Source organism: Roseovarius sp. MBR-6 (genome assembly GCF_040547525.1).
Lineage (GTDB): Bacteria > Pseudomonadota > Alphaproteobacteria > Rhodobacterales > Rhodobacteraceae > Roseovarius.
Genome location: NZ_JBEPPW010000032.1, coordinates 1 through 15094, shown reverse-complemented (window position 1 = coordinate 15094; position 15094 = coordinate 1). Strand labels below are relative to the sequence as shown.

At 60.9% G+C, this 15094-nt stretch carries 20 protein-coding genes; 3 read left to right on the top strand and 17 right to left on the bottom strand.

All coding sequences use genetic code 11. The features are described from left to right. Window positions 1-38 precede the first annotated feature (38 nt). Window positions 39-524: a GSU2403 family nucleotidyltransferase fold protein gene (locus tag ABIE57_RS19295; RefSeq protein ID WP_354540667.1), complete on the bottom strand. Its 486-nt coding sequence runs from the start codon at window positions 522-524 to the stop codon at window positions 39-41. A 25-nt stretch (window positions 525-549) separates the two neighbouring features. On the opposite strand from ABIE57_RS19295, the gene ABIE57_RS19290 reads away from it, so the two are divergent. Continuing rightward, the gene (locus ABIE57_RS19290; protein ID WP_354540666.1) at window positions 550-684 is read left to right on the top strand and encodes a hypothetical protein; all 135 of its coding nucleotides are present in this window, start codon (window positions 550-552) and stop codon (window positions 682-684) included. A 38-nt stretch (window positions 685-722) separates the two neighbouring features. On the opposite strand, the gene ABIE57_RS19285 is transcribed toward ABIE57_RS19290, so the two are convergent. The 16 genes from ABIE57_RS19285 to ABIE57_RS19210 form a co-directional block, all read right to left on the bottom strand. Beyond that, window positions 723-1067: a helix-turn-helix transcriptional regulator gene (locus tag ABIE57_RS19285; RefSeq protein WP_037239458.1), complete on the bottom strand. Its 345-nt coding sequence runs from the start codon at window positions 1065-1067 to the stop codon at window positions 723-725. Between the two features lie 11 nt (window positions 1068-1078). Next, on the bottom strand, window positions 1079-1330 hold the full coding sequence (locus ABIE57_RS19280; protein WP_037239460.1) for a type II toxin-antitoxin system RelE family toxin: 252 nt from the start codon (window positions 1328-1330) through the stop codon (window positions 1079-1081). A gap of 150 nt (window positions 1331-1480) precedes the next feature. After that, window positions 1481-2506: a nucleotidyltransferase family protein gene (locus ABIE57_RS19275; protein WP_354540665.1), complete on the bottom strand. Its 1026-nt coding sequence runs from the start codon at window positions 2504-2506 to the stop codon at window positions 1481-1483. A 13-nt stretch (window positions 2507-2519) separates the two neighbouring features. Then, a complete protein-coding gene (locus tag ABIE57_RS19270) occupies window positions 2520-3656 on the bottom strand; it encodes an ATPase, T2SS/T4P/T4SS family (protein WP_354540664.1) in 1137 nt (378 codons plus the stop codon). Then, window positions 3656-5113, bottom strand: coding sequence for a TraB/TrbI/VirB10 family type IV secretion system protein (locus ABIE57_RS19265; RefSeq protein ID WP_354540663.1), 1458 nt, complete (start codon window positions 5111-5113; stop codon window positions 3656-3658). Before ABIE57_RS19265 ends, ABIE57_RS19270 begins: the two co-directional genes overlap by 1 nt. Before the next feature lie 2 nt (window positions 5114-5115). Next, window positions 5116-5847 (bottom strand): TrbG/VirB9 family P-type conjugative transfer protein, encoded by a 732-nt coding sequence (locus ABIE57_RS19260; protein ID WP_354540662.1) that lies wholly within the window; start codon window positions 5845-5847, stop codon window positions 5116-5118. 3 nt (window positions 5848-5850) lie between these two features. Further along, the gene (locus ABIE57_RS19255; protein ID WP_354540661.1) at window positions 5851-6495 is read right to left on the bottom strand and encodes a VirB8 family type IV secretion system protein; all 645 of its coding nucleotides are present in this window, start codon (window positions 6493-6495) and stop codon (window positions 5851-5853) included. A gap of 2 nt (window positions 6496-6497) precedes the next feature. Then, the gene (locus ABIE57_RS19250) at window positions 6498-7499 is read right to left on the bottom strand and encodes a TrbL/VirB6 family protein (RefSeq protein WP_354540660.1); all 1002 of its coding nucleotides are present in this window, start codon (window positions 7497-7499) and stop codon (window positions 6498-6500) included. After that, on the bottom strand, window positions 7499-7987 hold the full coding sequence (locus ABIE57_RS19245) for a hypothetical protein (RefSeq protein ID WP_354540659.1): 489 nt from the start codon (window positions 7985-7987) through the stop codon (window positions 7499-7501). Before ABIE57_RS19245 ends, ABIE57_RS19250 begins: the two co-directional genes overlap by 1 nt. A gap of 3 nt (window positions 7988-7990) precedes the next feature. Beyond that, the gene (locus ABIE57_RS19240; protein WP_354540658.1) at window positions 7991-8800 is read right to left on the bottom strand and encodes a type IV secretion system protein; all 810 of its coding nucleotides are present in this window, start codon (window positions 8798-8800) and stop codon (window positions 7991-7993) included. Then, a complete protein-coding gene (locus tag ABIE57_RS19235) occupies window positions 8790-9878 on the bottom strand; it encodes a lytic transglycosylase domain-containing protein (RefSeq protein WP_354540656.1) in 1089 nt (362 codons plus the stop codon). The genes ABIE57_RS19240 and ABIE57_RS19235 overlap by 11 nt, the downstream gene beginning before the upstream one ends. Window positions 9879-10043: 165 nt before the next feature. Further along, window positions 10044-11747 carry a VirB4 family type IV secretion system protein gene (locus tag ABIE57_RS19230; protein ID WP_354540654.1) on the bottom strand — a complete coding sequence of 568 codons (1704 nt, stop codon included), beginning with the start codon at window positions 11745-11747 and terminating at the stop codon, window positions 10044-10046. 4 nt (window positions 11748-11751) lie between these two features. Next, entirely contained in the window at window positions 11752-12414 is a 663-nt protein-coding gene (locus ABIE57_RS19225; protein ID WP_354540653.1) for a hypothetical protein, read from the bottom strand. Beyond that, window positions 12404-12679, bottom strand: a complete 276-nt coding sequence (locus ABIE57_RS19220) for a VirB3 family type IV secretion system protein (protein WP_080457405.1) — start codon at window positions 12677-12679, stop codon at window positions 12404-12406. Before ABIE57_RS19220 ends, ABIE57_RS19225 begins: the two co-directional genes overlap by 11 nt. A gap of 23 nt (window positions 12680-12702) precedes the next feature. Beyond that, window positions 12703-12987, bottom strand: a complete 285-nt coding sequence (locus ABIE57_RS19215) for a TrbC/VirB2 family protein (protein WP_354540652.1) — start codon at window positions 12985-12987, stop codon at window positions 12703-12705. Then, on the bottom strand, window positions 12984-13394 hold the full coding sequence (locus ABIE57_RS19210) for a lytic transglycosylase domain-containing protein (protein ID WP_454283792.1): 411 nt from the start codon (window positions 13392-13394) through the stop codon (window positions 12984-12986). Before ABIE57_RS19210 ends, ABIE57_RS19215 begins: the two co-directional genes overlap by 4 nt. A gap of 759 nt (window positions 13395-14153) precedes the next feature. Between ABIE57_RS19210 and ABIE57_RS19205 the strand changes: the two genes are divergently transcribed. Both ABIE57_RS19205 and ABIE57_RS19200 read left to right on the top strand, forming a co-directional pair. Continuing rightward, window positions 14154-14423, top strand: coding sequence for a hypothetical protein (locus tag ABIE57_RS19205; RefSeq protein WP_354540651.1), 270 nt, complete (start codon window positions 14154-14156; stop codon window positions 14421-14423). Window positions 14424-14508: 85 nt separating this feature from the next. After that, on the top strand, window positions 14509-15006 hold the full coding sequence (locus ABIE57_RS19200) for a hypothetical protein (RefSeq protein WP_354540650.1): 498 nt from the start codon (window positions 14509-14511) through the stop codon (window positions 15004-15006). Window positions 15007-15094: the final 88 nt, after the last annotated feature.

Sequence of the window (15094 nt, the reverse complement as noted above, 5' to 3'; positions counted from 1 at the left end):
CCCGCACTCAGGGCTGAAAATGCGCTCACCACGCGAGTTCATCGCAGCTCAAACCGCAACCGCCTGAGTGTCCGGTGAAACGGGGGCAAGACCACCCAGATATCGAACGGGCGATCCTCGGCCATGGTTTCGATAATGAATGCGGCCTGCTGGCGATCCTTATCGGCCTTGAAGGACCCGGGCCCGTCGCGGCGGCGATCCGCGACGATCAGCTTGTGGATTGCGAATTTCTCGGGGCGTGGGATCTGCACAAGGATACCGTCCCGATAAAGCGCGACGGCGTGGATCGGGTCCGAGATCAGGTAGTTCAAATGATGCAGGGCCCGCGCCTTGACGCCCAGGGCGGGAAGGTCGCGAATGCCTTCTTCCGCGTCAAAAGACGGCGTCAGGAATTCGATCATCATGCCGGTCTGTCCGCTTTGTCGCCAGCGCCAGACACTGTCGCGGTCAAGACCCTGAACGGGGTCGAACTTGAGCGCCGGGAATGTCTGAGCCAGGGATGGCTCGACGGCATCAGCCAACATTTTCACAGAGAGCGGTGAGCATCTGATGGAACTCGCCGAAGTGGAGGCGATTTCACCTGTCCTATCTGCAACAGCACAGCTGACCAACGAGCAGGTTCTTCTTCTGGCAAGTTTTCTCTCGTCCCTGGAAGATGCGGACGCGATGCCCGCTCCCAACTGAAGTTCGGTCTCGCCATAGCGCCAGGAAAGGGCTGCGCCTTATTCCGCCAGATCGTCGAGCGCAACGTCGAGGGCATTCGCCAATGCGCGCAGGGTTGTGACCGAACCTTGTTTGCGTCCGGTTTCGATCTCGGCCACTGTGACCCGGTTGACGCCTGCCTTTGCGGCCAGCGCTGTCTGTGTCAGGCCACGCCAATCCCGGTAGACGCGCAGGGCGCGCTCGCCATTCAGCAGGCGATTTACGAATTGCGCAGGCACAAGCTCTTCCTCTCCCGCCGCCAGCGCTGCCTTGGCACGGTCAAAGCTCTGCAAATCCGCCAGATCCTCAGCCGCAGCCTGCAGGCGGTCATATTCCTCGCGGGGGATCGTCACCATCTCGTTCATGTCATGTCCTTTCAGTCATAGATGCCGCCGCGGGGTCCGATATCCAGAACAGCCAGGACATTGCCCTGATCATCCATGATAACGCGCCAATCGCCTACCCGTAGCCGAACGCCCTCTCGCCCCTTGAGGGACTTCACATTATTGGCCTGCGAGCCTGGGTCTTGCGCATAGGCCTCGATCTTGGAGCGGATCAGCGTGGCAGTGTTCACGGGCATTCGGCGCAACGCTTTGATCGCGGCTTTCGTATAGCTGATCTGCTTCATAATGTAGCTATAAGCGACATGTCTGGCAAGGTCAAGGCAAATGTCTCTGAAGGCTACATGTGCGTTTGGTCCAAGGCGCATGCTCCGGAATACGCAATCTGTGAAGCTGGACCGAAAAACCACTATTCCTGCATATCGCCGGTACCCGCGTTACCCCGATTCGCACGCCATCAGCATCTCACGTGCGCCCGGCATGCGCTCCAGCGTCCGTTCGATTCTCTCGCGCCACCTGGGGCCACGCGCCATTGCGTCGGTGTAAGCGTCCCAGAGGTCGGACGGGCGATCCTCAGTCATGGTTTCGATAATGAATGCGGCCTGCTGGCGATCCTTGTCGGCCTTGAAGGACTCAGGCCCGTCGCGGCGGCGATCCGCGACGATCAGCTTGTGGATTGCGAATTTCTCGGGCCTGGGGACCTGCACAAGGATACCGTCCCGATAAAGCGCGACGGCGTGGATCGGGTCCGAGATCAGGTAGTTCAAATGATGCAGGGCCCGCGCCTTGACGCCCAGGGCGGGAAGGTCGCGAATGCCTTCTTCGGCATCAAAAGATGGTGTCAGAAATTCGATCATCATGCCGGTCTGTCCGCTTTGTCGCCAGCGCCAGACACTGTCGCGGTCAAGACCCTGAACGGGATCGAACTTGAGCGCCGAGAATGTCTGAGCCAGGGATGGTTCGACGGCATCTTGGAGGGCAACGGACAGACGCTCGAATTGCGCGATGTCGACATCCCCGGTGTTGGCCACGCTGCCAAGGGGGAGGGTGGTGCCCAGTTCTCCCTCCATCAAGCGAAAGGCATTCGTGCCGACCAGGGTGCCGCCGAGCCGGAACGTTCCGACCTTGGCCATGGCAAGCAGCAGACCGCCTGTGCCCCGGTCGACCGGCGTCATACCCTCGGCGCGCAGTAGACGCGCGAGCCGGGCGCGTTCGCTCTTGCGCTCGGATGCTTGCTCGCGCAGGTCGTTCATGCGGTCCACGCGAGTGCGCGTCTCGGGGCTGTCCGGACCAATATACCAGAACTTCACATCGCTGCCGATTTTCTCAGCCGCGTACCAGTAGGTCTTGCCGCCACGCTCCTTTGTGACGAGCGAGCCGCGGACATTGGCGACCATGTCGTCCTTCAGAAGACGCAAGAGGTCGCCATAGGCAGAGCGTGCCACTGAGCTCAGATTCGCCATGTTGGCCTCCGAGTTACGATCTCGGTAAACCTATAATTTTTGGTTGACCGTGGCAACCGGTAAACCGATTGCTTTCCGTTGACCGAATGAGCCGTTGCGCTTTGAAGCTTTTCCGCATGCAGGCCCCATCCGACGCGGACCAGCAGATTCCCTCAAGAGGTTCAGTTATCTGGCAGCCACACCTGTTCGACCCCGCGCCGCCCGTCCGTCCGCCCAAGCTGCACCACGACATCGATGCTGGACGCGGATAGCGCCGTACCTCCTCAAAACTCATGTTGATGCCCACGGACATGACCATAAGGGCGAGGCGGTCGAGCGCCTTCTGTGCGGTATCTGCGTGAATCGTGGTGAATGAGCCCGAATGGCCGGTGTTGATCGCGTCGAGGAATGTCTTGCACTCGTCGCCGCGCAACTCACCCAGAATGATCCGGTCAGGACGCATGCGCAAGGATGTCTCGAGCAACTTGGCTGCGGTGCGTTCACTTGAGGGGATACGGTCAGCCTTGAGCATCGCGCGATTGGGTTGTGGCGGGAAGAGCTCGAACGCGTCCTCGATGGTCACGATACGCTCCGTCTCGGTCACCAGCGCGAGAAGCGCCCGGGCAAAGGTCGTTTTGCCGGTAGATGTCCCGCCGCTGATCATGATGTTCAGCCGCTCGTCGATACAAAGTTTCATGGCGGCTCGAATATCGCCCGCCTGGGTCAGCGCGATCACCCGTTCGGCTTTTGCCTGTCGTTCGGCGTCCAGGTCTATCAGTGCACCATGCAACAGACCGATGTCGCCCAAGGTAAGTTGGTCTTCACTATAGCGGCGCAGGGTGATCGACGGCCCGCCATCCACGACCGGTGGATAGACGACCTGTGCCCGGATCGGCTTGCCGTTCATCTCGATCTTGCCGGAGACCAGCGGCTTTTTCTCGCTGATCTGTCCGTGCGTGGCGCTGGCAATCGACGTTGCAAGGTCCCGAGCTTGGGCAGGGGAGTAGAACACGCCCATGAGCTCAACCATGTGCTCAGCCCCCCGGGTTTCCACCCAGACCTTTCCATCGGGATTGATGGCGATTTCGACGACGGCGGGGTCGCTAAGCGGTGCGACAAGCGGTTTCAGATATGTCGCAAGAAAACTGGTTTTTTCTGCCGCCTGGTTCATCAATAGAACTCGAGATCACGGTCAACGATCACACTGATCGCGGCACCTGGCTGGACCGAGATAACCGGAGGCAGGGTGGCATATTCGCCGATCACCGCATCGGTGGCCTGCGAAAAACTGCCCGCGACATCCTCGGCAATTTCTGATCCGGTCTCGGAGCTGCCTTCGGATGCGGCGATTGCCGGTCCTGCGCCGATGATCGACAGCAATGCGGCTGTGCCAAAACGCAAACCAAAACGTGAGTTAACGGAGCCCGTTACCCCAGAACGGCCCTGATCATCCGCACCGAATGCGGCGAGTTGCACCGATTGCCCCTCGGGTGTGACGATGCGTGACCAGCCAACCAGAATGCGGGCCTGACCCAAAGAGACATTTGAATTATACGTCCCGAAGAGGCGGGAGCCCTCGGGAATGAGAACGCGGGACTGATCGAAGCTCCAGACCGGGTAGTTCACGATGGCCGTGATCTGTCCGGGCAATGTGGAGTCAATGGCGGTTTCCAGGGACGCTTGGATGAGCGTGCCCTGCAGAACCGTGTTGGAAGGATTGGCGATGACTTCCGCAGTCGCGACTTGAGCGGGCTGGGCACCGTCCAACACGAAGGCGCGCGCGGCTGCATCTCCGACCGCAGGTCCCCTCTCGGGGTCGGATGCCGGACTGCCCGTCTGGCCGCCCGCATCAAAGATTACCCCTTCGGACCGGATTTGTGTGTTGCGCAGCGCCGCCGCCTCGGCCCGCCGACGGTCCAGTTCAGCCCGTCGCGCTGCTTCCTCGGCGACGAGTTGATCCCGCTCGGTTTGCGCGCGTAGAGCGTCACTCATACCGTCATCGATCTGCTGTTGCAGGGCGTCGTTCTGGCGCTGCAGTCCGAGCATTTGCTCCATCAACTGCTCCATCCGGCCCTCGGCAACACGTGCGCGTGCGGCAACCTCATCGGCGATACGCTTTTGCGCTTCAAGATCGGCTTCTGCCAATCGGGTGTCCATCTCGCTTTGCATCTGGGCGATGAGCGCCGTGTTCTGTTCCTGGACCGAGCGCAGCGCTTCGGCCAGCTTGGCGGAATTGTCGGGGGCAGGGGCCTCGGCCAGTCTTGCCAACTGGGCTTGTAGGGCGACCACGTCGCTCGCAAGCTTGGCGTTCTGCTCCTCGAGCGCTTGGCGCTGCGCCGCGAGTTCATCCTCGATTGGTCCGGGATCGAACCTCGGCTCCGATCTTTGTTCGGTCGGTTCAGCATCGGCTGTCATCCGGCCGAACCCGTCACCGTCGACCTGATCCTGAAAGTCGTCGGCTTTCGATGTTTCAACGGCGGAAGTGATGCCGCTGCCTTGCACAAGCGGGTAGGCAATGATGGCGGTCCCTGCCAGAAGCAATGCACCCAAACCAAGCCTGAGCCCGAGAGATGCGCGCCGCTTGGGCGCGAAGCTGTATTCCTTTTCCCCGGTTTTCTCGTCGCTCATGATCAGAACTCCCGTCCACGCAGGGCGGCCACGGCAGCAGCCTCGGTCGTGAACCCACCAGTCTCACGGGTAATGCAGATATGATCGTCGCCCATGCGGATCGTGTAGGTGTCCCGCACGCCGGTGACCCGCACGACCGCACCTTGCGTCTGGCTGTTCTGGGTGATCTCGTAGCCTTGGGCGTTCAAGCCGAAGATCGAGGGCCGCACGCCGGGCCGGAATTCAAAGAAGGTCGAGCGCCCATCATTCCAGACCCGCACCGGGCGCATCGCACCGCTGCCCGCGAACTGATAGCCGGTATCTCGGCCTCCAGCCGCAAGCTGGCGCCCGGCGGGTCGCTCGTCGGGAAAGTTTACGACGACCCGGAAAGACTGTGTCCGCGAGCGACCCTCTGTCAGATAGAAGGCGACAGCGCGGCGGTTGGTAAAGATCGTCAGGTTTGTCGCGGCCCGTGCCTCGACAGGCTTGATCGAGATCGTATTGCGGTTCGACAGAACCTCCACTTCATAGGACGCGGAGTCACCGATCAGGACTTGATTGATCCGTTCGCCAGGACCGAGTTCGATTGACGTGTTAACCCGAAGGTGGGTGTCGATCCGGATCACATCCGTGGGGTTGAAGTTGACGTGGCGAACGCGGGCGTCCTGTCCCATGGTGACCGGCGCGCGCTCAGCCAAGGCAGGCGCTGCGAGCAACCCGGTGACGATTGCAGTGGCAAGCAGAAAGGTTTTCATGAATTATTCTCGTGTCAGTGTTTCGGCGTCGACCCGGTATGCTGTCACCGAGAAGCCAAGGGGATTTTCCCAGACGCGTGTCAGGGAGCGTTCGCGACGGGGGGCAAACTCGAACCCGACCGTGGCGATGAATGTCTGCGTAACCGGCGACTGGTTGGGCCGGGTGAGGCGCTTGTCGAACCGGATCTGGGCCACATCGTCCTGCAGGAAGGTGATCGCCCGCACGCGGACATCGACCTGCGCGTTCGCGCCATAGCTGCGCGGCGGGTAATTCTCGGACCCCGTGGTCCAGAGTTCGATCAGCGAGGCGCGGGCGGGCCCTCTGGAACGCCGCTGGACACTTTCGAGCCGTTCCTGAATACCGGCCCGAAAATAGCTCTCGCGGTCACTGATATAGCTGACAAGCAGGGATTCCTTGATCGCTTCCTCATCGGTGATACCGGTTGGCTTCACCTGGTAGATGCGTTCGGCTGCCCCTGTGGTGCTGTCTACCAGAACGGTAAACACTTCGGTTTCGCGCAGGGGCAACATGACCGTGATGGTCAGGGCCAACAGCACGGTGATGGCGCAGGAACAGCCCGCAACGATCCATGCGGCGCGCGCGGCCCGGCGCGGACCCATAACCAAATCGATATCGAAATCACTCATGGCTATCCCTTCTTCATCTTTCCGGCGAGCGCGACCGCATTGCCCGCATAGCTCCCGACACGAGCCACGCTGGAGGATCGGTCAGAGACGCCCTGTCCCTGAAGCCCTGCGTTGAAGCCCCGTCGCATGTCATCGCCGCCCCGGATCGCGGCACCGGTATTGCGCAACGCGTTTCCGGGCATCCGCGCGGCATTTGCACCGATCGAGGCGAGGCCGATGTTCGTGGCGGCAAGCCCTTGCGCGAACGTTGGCACGAGCAACATCAGACCGGTGCCGATCATCATCACCACGACAAAAGAGATCGCGTCCCCGAGCGTTTCAACGCTGTTGAGCTCCTCTGGCGCAACTGCATTTCCGGTGGCAATGGTGAACCCGGCCATGGCAGCAACGAATAGAGGCACGAAGGCAAATCCGATGGCGAGTTTGACCCAGGCCTCGAAGATCGGCGCCGATTGCTTGAACAATGTGCAGGCCACAGCCAACGGGGCGATGGCGATCAAGACCGCCAACATGATCTTGGCGGCCGATAGAACAATGATGGTGATCGTCGCCATGGCGGCCGCTACAAGGAACATGATCACGCTGGTCATGGCCCCGGCCAGCCAGCCCCCATTCTGGCTGATCGCCTGTCCGACATTCAGGGCTTGGGAATAGAGATCGTCGATGCCGTCGTAGAGATTTCCGACACTGCCCCCAGAGAGGGAATCGAGGATCCCGGCCCCAAGTTCGGCCGGGGCGTTTGTCAAAGCGTCATAGGGGACCGAGAGACTGGCGAAGGTCAGGAACACATTCACCAGCACGAGCCGCAACCCAAGAGCGACGATAGTCGCGCGCGTAAGCTCGACCGTCTGCACAACGAGGTTCGCACCGACGAGCGCTGCGACCAACACCGACGCGGACCGCACGACAGGGCGCACGGCGGCGACCGTATCGCCATAGGTGTCGGCTGCGACACCAGCCACGGTCGCATCCACCATGGCAAGAACCTCGGCAATGATGGCCATCAGTCGCCGCAGCTCTCTTTGCGAAATTCCGCATGGCGTTGGTCGATATCGACCCATTCGCCGCTGCGATACCGACGCAATGCGTTGAAATCTGCTGCAGTAAGCTCTTCCGGGGTCTTTCCGACACGCGCCTGCGTGTAGTCGTCCAGCGATCCGAGATCATAGAGGCAGCCGCAGAAACCTTGCGATATGGCAAGCTCGCGCAGGTCGGTGCCAAAGCCCCATCGAACCGCCCCGCGGAAAATCTCGTTGCTGAAGAATTCCGTGTCCGGATAGGTGAGCGAGCAGGCTTGCGGCTTCGGGAACATCAAAAGCCCCCTCGCCTTTACCTCACGCATCAGCTTGAGAAGCCGGTCTTCCTCTCCGGTTTCGGTGGCAATGACGACCTCTCCGAGCAACTTGTCGTCGGGCAGGTCTTGCAAGTCTTCTGCCCAGGCACTGCCTGCGAGGGCGATGAAAACGGCAAGTGTTGTGAGTGATGTGTTCAACGGTCAGTCCTCCGCGCCGGAAAAATCAAAAAAGGAGCGTGTGCGGGCCTGCTCGGCCGCGAAATCGATGCCGTTCTGACCCTGCGCCAAGCCTTGGGCGGCATTCAGGCGCCACATCTGGCCCAGCATGAAGTTCGTCTCGGCGGCCATCCGCGTGTTGAGATCGATCGATTCCTTGAGCGTTTCCTGATCGCCGATGGCCTCAACCAACCCATCGATCCGTTCAATGCTCTGGGCGGCTTCCTCGTAGGAAATCTGGGCCTGCCCGATGACCATGGCATTGGCCGCCGCCAGATCGGCTATGGCGGCACCTTGCGGGGTCCCGGCGTCGTTCAACTCGGTGAGTTTTTCCGAGGTGAACCCCGCACTGGCCATGGTCTCGCGCATGGCATCAGCGGCCCGGCGTTCTCCCATGGTGACGTCGCCATCGAGCAGATCGTCCAGCAGGCTGTCAAAATCCCCGAGTGACAGGCTGTCCATGAAACCCGATAGATCGGTGATCTTCTGGGCGCGGGCACGCAGGTCCTCCACGCCGTTGTAAAGCGCGGCGATATCGTTCAGGCCGGTAATTGACCCCAGGACGTCATCAAGCAGGCCTTGAATATCGGTGAGGCGCTGGATCTGGGTGCGCAATTCCTCGATTTGCTGGAGCTGGTTTTCCGCATCGCGCAGCGCGGCCTGCAGTTGCTCGATGTTCTGCGCGAGGTTTGATCCATCGATTACAGGCACACCCTGAGCGAAGGCTGGGGGGAGGGGCGCCGCCAGGAGCGTGCCCGCGACAAGAATAGCGGCAAGGCGGGTGTCAGCCCTCATCGGAATACCTCCAGAAAGTGGATTGCTCCAGGTGATCGGCGGCCTCGGTCAAACCTTGTGCCGCTTCGACTTTCACGTGGGCCGCGCGCAAACGCAGCGTCAGTGCCATGAGCCGCGCCCGTTCGGCCAGCATGTAGGTGGAGCGGTCCAGCGCTTCTTTTGCGTTCTCGGGCGGGTCTTCACGCAAAAGCGCCGCGATCCGGGTCATGGCCTGATCGATCTGGGTGCCCATGTAGGCACCATAGCCGATTGAGGCATCCGCCCAGTTGCCCCAGGCGGCCGAGGCACCATCGACGCCCGCCAGTGACCCCGTCATGTCGACGCCGGTGATGGTGCCTAGATAGTCGTTGTAATAGCCGTTGATGCGCCGGACGTAGGTCTGGGTTTCTTCGAAAGGCGGCACACCGCCATACTCAAGGACACGCCCGGGGCCTGCATTATAGGCCGCGAGAGCATGGTCGATCCGACCGAAACGGTTCAGTTGCGCGAGAATATAGCGTGCGCCACCGTCCAGATTTTCCCAAGGATCATGTGGGTTCACACCGAGATCCGCTGCTGTGCCCGGCATCAGCTGACAAAAACCGCGCGCACCTACGGGCGAGACGGCCGCGTTGTTGAAACGGCTTTCCTGCTTGATCAGGGATTGAAACAGGATCCGCCATGTCAGTGGCGTCAGCCCGGCGGCTGCAACACCGGGATGACCCTCATAGCGCCGCGCCACGGTGATGATCATGCGTTCGACGTCGCTGGGTTCGCCGAAGAGCCGCTGGGCATCAGGATGATCTTCCTCAGCCGGGTAGGTCTCTGCAGCGCTCGCCCAGCCGGGTCCACCAGCCTCGAATCCACTCAGATCGGTGACACCGGTGGTTTCCTCAAGAAAACGCGCGTAGGCTTCACGTTGCTCTTGATAGATGTCCGCTTGTTCCTGACGGGCATCGCGCTTCTGGCCCTGGCGCAAGGCGTCGCGCGCAAGTTCCTCAACGCGAGATACGGCCCGGGCAAGGTTGGAGCCATCGATCACGGGCACGCCCTGCGCGGCGGCAAGCGAGCCAAGACCCAAGGCCAACGGAACCGCCATTCTAGAAGCTCTGGAAATCACAATGCGCATTCCGCGAAACAAGGTCGGGGGCAGGGGCCGCGAACGCCATCGCAGGCCGCTTGAAACACGGCGAGCGCACGCCTGTTGATGCACCTTCGCAAGCGCTCAGGGCCGTCATGGCGACCAACAGAAAAAATCGTGCTTTCACATCATGTCCTTCCAGAAGTCTTCATTGTTGCGCCAATCGGCGGACGCTTTTTCCTCGCCGGTCTTGCCGCCACCAAGAACAGTGACCAGACCGCCAAGGCCTGCGAGATCGGTATTGACGAAGACGCTGTCGACGCCGGAGCGGATCAATGCCAGCCGCAACCCGGCTGCCGGGCTAGAGAGAAAACCCGCCTCGCGCACGTTCAGGCGCAGGATGCCGTAATCCTCCGGATTTGCCCGTGGATTGGGAAACAGGATCTGGGTGGCCACACTTTCCGCGATGATCTGGCCAACCGAACTTTGGTCCAGATGGCCCGGTGTCTGGGTCAGCATCATTACCACGCAGTTGCGCTTGCGCATGGTAACCAGCCAGTCGTGAAGACGCTTGACGAAGATATCGTCGGCCAACATCTTCCAGGCCTCGTCGATCACGATGATCGTTGGTCTTCGATCCTCGATCACGCGCTCGATACGACGGAAGAGATAGGCGAGCAGGGCGGAGCGTTCTGCGTCCTGGTCCAGAAGTTCGGTCATGTCGAGACCAAGGACATCCTCGCCAATGGCAATCGACTGGGTACCGGGCCTTGAGAAAAGCCATCCGTACCGGCCGGTTTGCGTCCATTCCCGCACGCGGGACACCAGATCGCCGTCATCATCGGTAGAAGCCACGAGGCTTGCTAAACCGTCGAATGTTCTGAGGTCCGGTTCCGCTGCGGCGATCTGACGAACCGCCTCATTCAGTGCGACGGTCTGAACCGTCTCGAGTGGGCGGTGGCGGGCCAGAATGTCGCCGAGCCAATCTGTCAGCCAGGCGGCCCCCCGCGCATCGGTCTCCGTGGTCATCGGATTGAAGCCAGTGGGCTCGCCCACCTTGATTTCACTATAGCTGCCACCCAGAGCGCGGATCGCCATCTCCAACCCCTGGTCCTTGTCGAAAACGATGATGCGCGCGCCCGCTCTGCGCGCCTGAGCCATGAGAAACGCCGTGCCGAGGGTCTTGCCAGACCCGGTGCGGCCCAGAACCAGCGTGTGCCCGACGCTTGGCTCATCGGTCCGGCGCCCGGCTTCGTGAAAGTTGAACCGGTAGAGGCTGGAGGTCACGGTCGGGAAGGCCGTGATCGTCTTGCCCCATGGGCTGGCCTCCGGCTCCCGCCCCGGCCTTGTCTTGTGAAACGCAGCGAGTTCCGCGAAATTCTGCGACGAAACGATCCCGTCACGGATCCGGTAGGCCCAGTTCCCGGGCACCTGCGCGAAATAGAGCGCCTTTGCAGCCCAGGATTCCCGGACCAGAACGGCACCGGTCTCTTGCCCCGCCCGCCAGATCTCGGAGGCTGCCTGTTCCAGTTCCTGGGCGCTGTCACAGAACACCTGCACGGAGGCATGATGTGTCCCAAACGTCGAGCGGCCGGATGCCACGGCGTCGGCGGCTTCGATCAACTGCTCAGTCAGGCTGACACCAGCATCTTCGGAGGCACCCCGCTGGCGAAAGGTACGTTGAATGCGCTCAACCATCTCATTGGCGCGCCGCGGCGTGAAGGAATTGGTGATCGTGATGTCATAGGGCAGTTCCAGCGCGTCAAGCATGGTTGGCCAGGTGCGGCTTGGATAGGATTTCATCCCGAAGATCGTGCCGTATCTTGAGCGTCCACCGCTTTCCAGCCGCATGGATTTGCCCTGAAAGCTGACGTCGAAATTGCTCATCGTGTCAGCCAGCAATTGTCCGGGGGGCGGCGATGATCTTGGCGTAGCTCTGTCCGTGAACCGCGGCCAACAGCGCAAGCCAATCCCCGCTTGAGACCGTCAATCGTGCCACACCCGCGCCGGAATACATCGCCATGAGCAGCGTCATGGCCTCTTCCAGGGCAACAATCCTCGTGTCGATGTCCTTCTGGAAATCGCGGCCGCCGCCAAGGACGCCCAGAACTTTCGAGAAGGCCTGCGGCATCGACGGACGCATAAGCACCGTCAGCATCAATGTGCGGGCTTTCAGATCGCGGGCGCGCAGGCTTCTTTGCCAGGCGGCGTCTACAGCAGTCGCGAAAGGCATGCCGTCTGGAGGGGCAAGGTCCAAGACGTCCGGGCGCGAGACCTTGTTGATGTGGAAACCAAAACGCTCCCCCAACTGCCCGACGATCCGGGCAAAGCCTTCGCTGATCTCATCGATCCGCGCGTCGTCGCTGGTGAAGCTGTCGATCCCGTCCAGCGTCACCGACGCCATAAGATCACCCTGCCGTGTCAGGATGACATTGTCCCGCACCGCAGCGATATAGGGAAGATGGCGCCCAAGACGCTCGGCTTTCCAGGCCTTGTCCCCGAGCGCGTCCCGAACAGCGCTGCTGGCACGCAACCCCCGAAACTCACGCGACATAGAGATCGCCCCCCTCATCTGATCGCGCGCTCGTTCGCGGGGTGCGCGACATCACGACGTTCAAAATCTGAAACAGATGTGGATTGCGGTCAGCGACCAGCCAAAGCGGCGGGTAACCAACGATGAACACCAGGAGAAACCGCATGTCGTCAACCAGAATGAAAGGGATCACGGATGCGAAAACCAACGCCACGAAATATCCGATCGGCAGACCGAATATCCGTGGCGGCTTGGTCAGCCCCAGAAAGAGTGGTGTGTCACGCATGTGGGTCTCTGCCGCAGGTCAGATCAAGGAGCCGCAAAGCCGTCGATGATGGTCTCGGCCGAAAAAATCAGCACCACGCCGACAAAGACGGCAACGAAGATCGGCCAGTTCAGGTGCCCGAAAAACATCATGACACCGGATCCCACGAGCGCGAGCACGCCGAGGCCGCGCCCGATGGGACCTGTCACGGCGTCAACGACCGTGTCGATCATGTCGGAGACCGGGCTGAGATCCTGCGCGACGGCCGGGCTGGCGGCCAGCACAAGCACGGCCAAAAAGGTTGCCGGGGTATAATCGATGCGTTTCATGTCTGGTCTCCGATGGATTGGGCATAGACGGCCATGACCTTGCGGACATGGCCTTGGGTTTCGCGGTAGGGGGGCACACCGCCGTGACGCGCCACGGCTTTGGGGCCGGCGTTATAGGCTGCGAGCGCAAGCTGCGGCGTGCCGAAACGATCAAGTTGTGTCAGCAAGTAGCGGGCGGACCCATGCAGGTTTTGCTCGGGATCATGCGGGTCGACGCCAAGCACACGCGCGGTGTCCGGCATCAACTGCCCAAGCCCGATTGCACCGACATGCGACCGCGCGCCTGGGTCAAACGCGCTTTCAACAGCGATGTTGGCGCGAAAAAAGGCCAGCCAGTCGCGAGAGGTCATGCCCGCCCGGCGCAGGGCTGGGTGGTCCGCATAGACCGACCCCACATCGAGGATCATAGCCTCGATAACGGGACGACCCGATGGGGTCCGAGACGGGGAAAGGCGTTGTGACTCAAGAGGAGCGGCCTGAGAACGTGCGACAACGTCGCTGTGCTCGGGTTGAGGTCTTGCGAAGTCGAGAACGCTGCTGGTCAGACGGCCAACACGGTCTGGAGCATCGAGATCGATAACAGATTGTGCATGGGAGGAAGGGCTTGAAAGCCCCCAGAAAACGAGGCTAGCCGCTGCCAGGATACCTTGTCGTCTCAAACTCCCACGTGCCTCTCTCACCTTCTCGGAGAGGGCAGCTGAATACTTTTGCGCCCAGCTCCAGGCAGAAGCTCATGAGCCCTGCGGCGGTCTTGAAGACGCGTGGTTTCAGATCCCGGTTGGTCACATAGACCGACCGGTGCACACCGCCTTGACCGTCATTGGAGCAGACGAAAACCGTCCAGCCACCCCTATGCGTATTGCCGCCCTTTTCCGGGGCCTCGACGCATTCCACCTCAATCCATGCCCCACCCTCGATCGCCTCTTGCATGTGCGATGTTAGGATCACGGGATATTTTGTTCCTGCCATTTTGCCTCCGAAGGAAAGAAGTTCCTACGGAAGTAACCTGCTTTTGCACCGCTTCAAACAGTGCATGTTGCAAGATATGCGGCGACGTAGCGTAAGACATGTAAGGTGGTCAATAGATATCTTTTGATTGATTGTGATATTTTTTCGGTGATAGGTCGAGCACACGATTCGCCCCCAGATTGTCGGGAGACCACCAGATGTCGCGGTTGCTGGCATGTAGCACATTCATCGTCCTTGCGCTCCCGGCACATGCCGAGACGCTGGCGATAGATTGCGTGACGCCGTTGCGGCCGGAGCTCGCGGCCTCGCCTGCGCTCCTGAACGAGTATGGCGACGACATCAGAGCCGAGTTCAACGCCTATTTCGATGAGGCGCAAACCTATCTGAATTGCCTCGCCGCAGCATCAGCTTCCGCGCAGGCCGAAGTCCGTCTTGTGCTTGACGCTTACCAGGAGACGTTCCAATGAAACGACGCGCACAATATGTCAGTTATTATGACATAATGAACATAACTATCATTATGCGCCAACAGGTTAGCGGCGGGGCTCTGTCATGAAGCGGCTCCTCTCAACGGCCGCGATCGTCGCGATAGGCCTCGCCCCGCTTGCGCCCAAACCCGCCACTGCACAAGGCTATCAGATCGATTGTGCGATCCTGTTATGCCTCGCTGGTGGCTGGCCCGCGTCGCTTCCCTGTGCCCGGGCGCGCGCAGAGTTCATCCGCCGTATCACACCCTGGCCGGTCGAGCCGCCTTTGCAGATCTGGCGCTGCCCGATGCGCGCGGCGCTTGCAGAGCCGGACCCGGTCGCGCGCCTTCACAGGCTGGCGGGGTTCAACCCCGAGCCAGCCGTCTCCCTGGCCCCCGAGACAGAAGCACTCCATCTCGCGCAAGCGGTCGGACGGGGCGCTGATATCGACGTCAGCGGCTCCGCCTTTGCCTTCATCCGCTCCATCGATGTGTTCGACGCATATTTGTCGCAGCACGAGGCCGGTGAAAATGACCAATGCCGCCGCCACAGTTCTATCCGGCGCGGCTCATCCGCTGTCTGACGTCAGCACCCATGGGACAGTTTAGGCATATTGCGGAACGGAGGGTTTCCGGCTCATCGTAGCCTTCATGGAGCGAAGATGAGCAAGA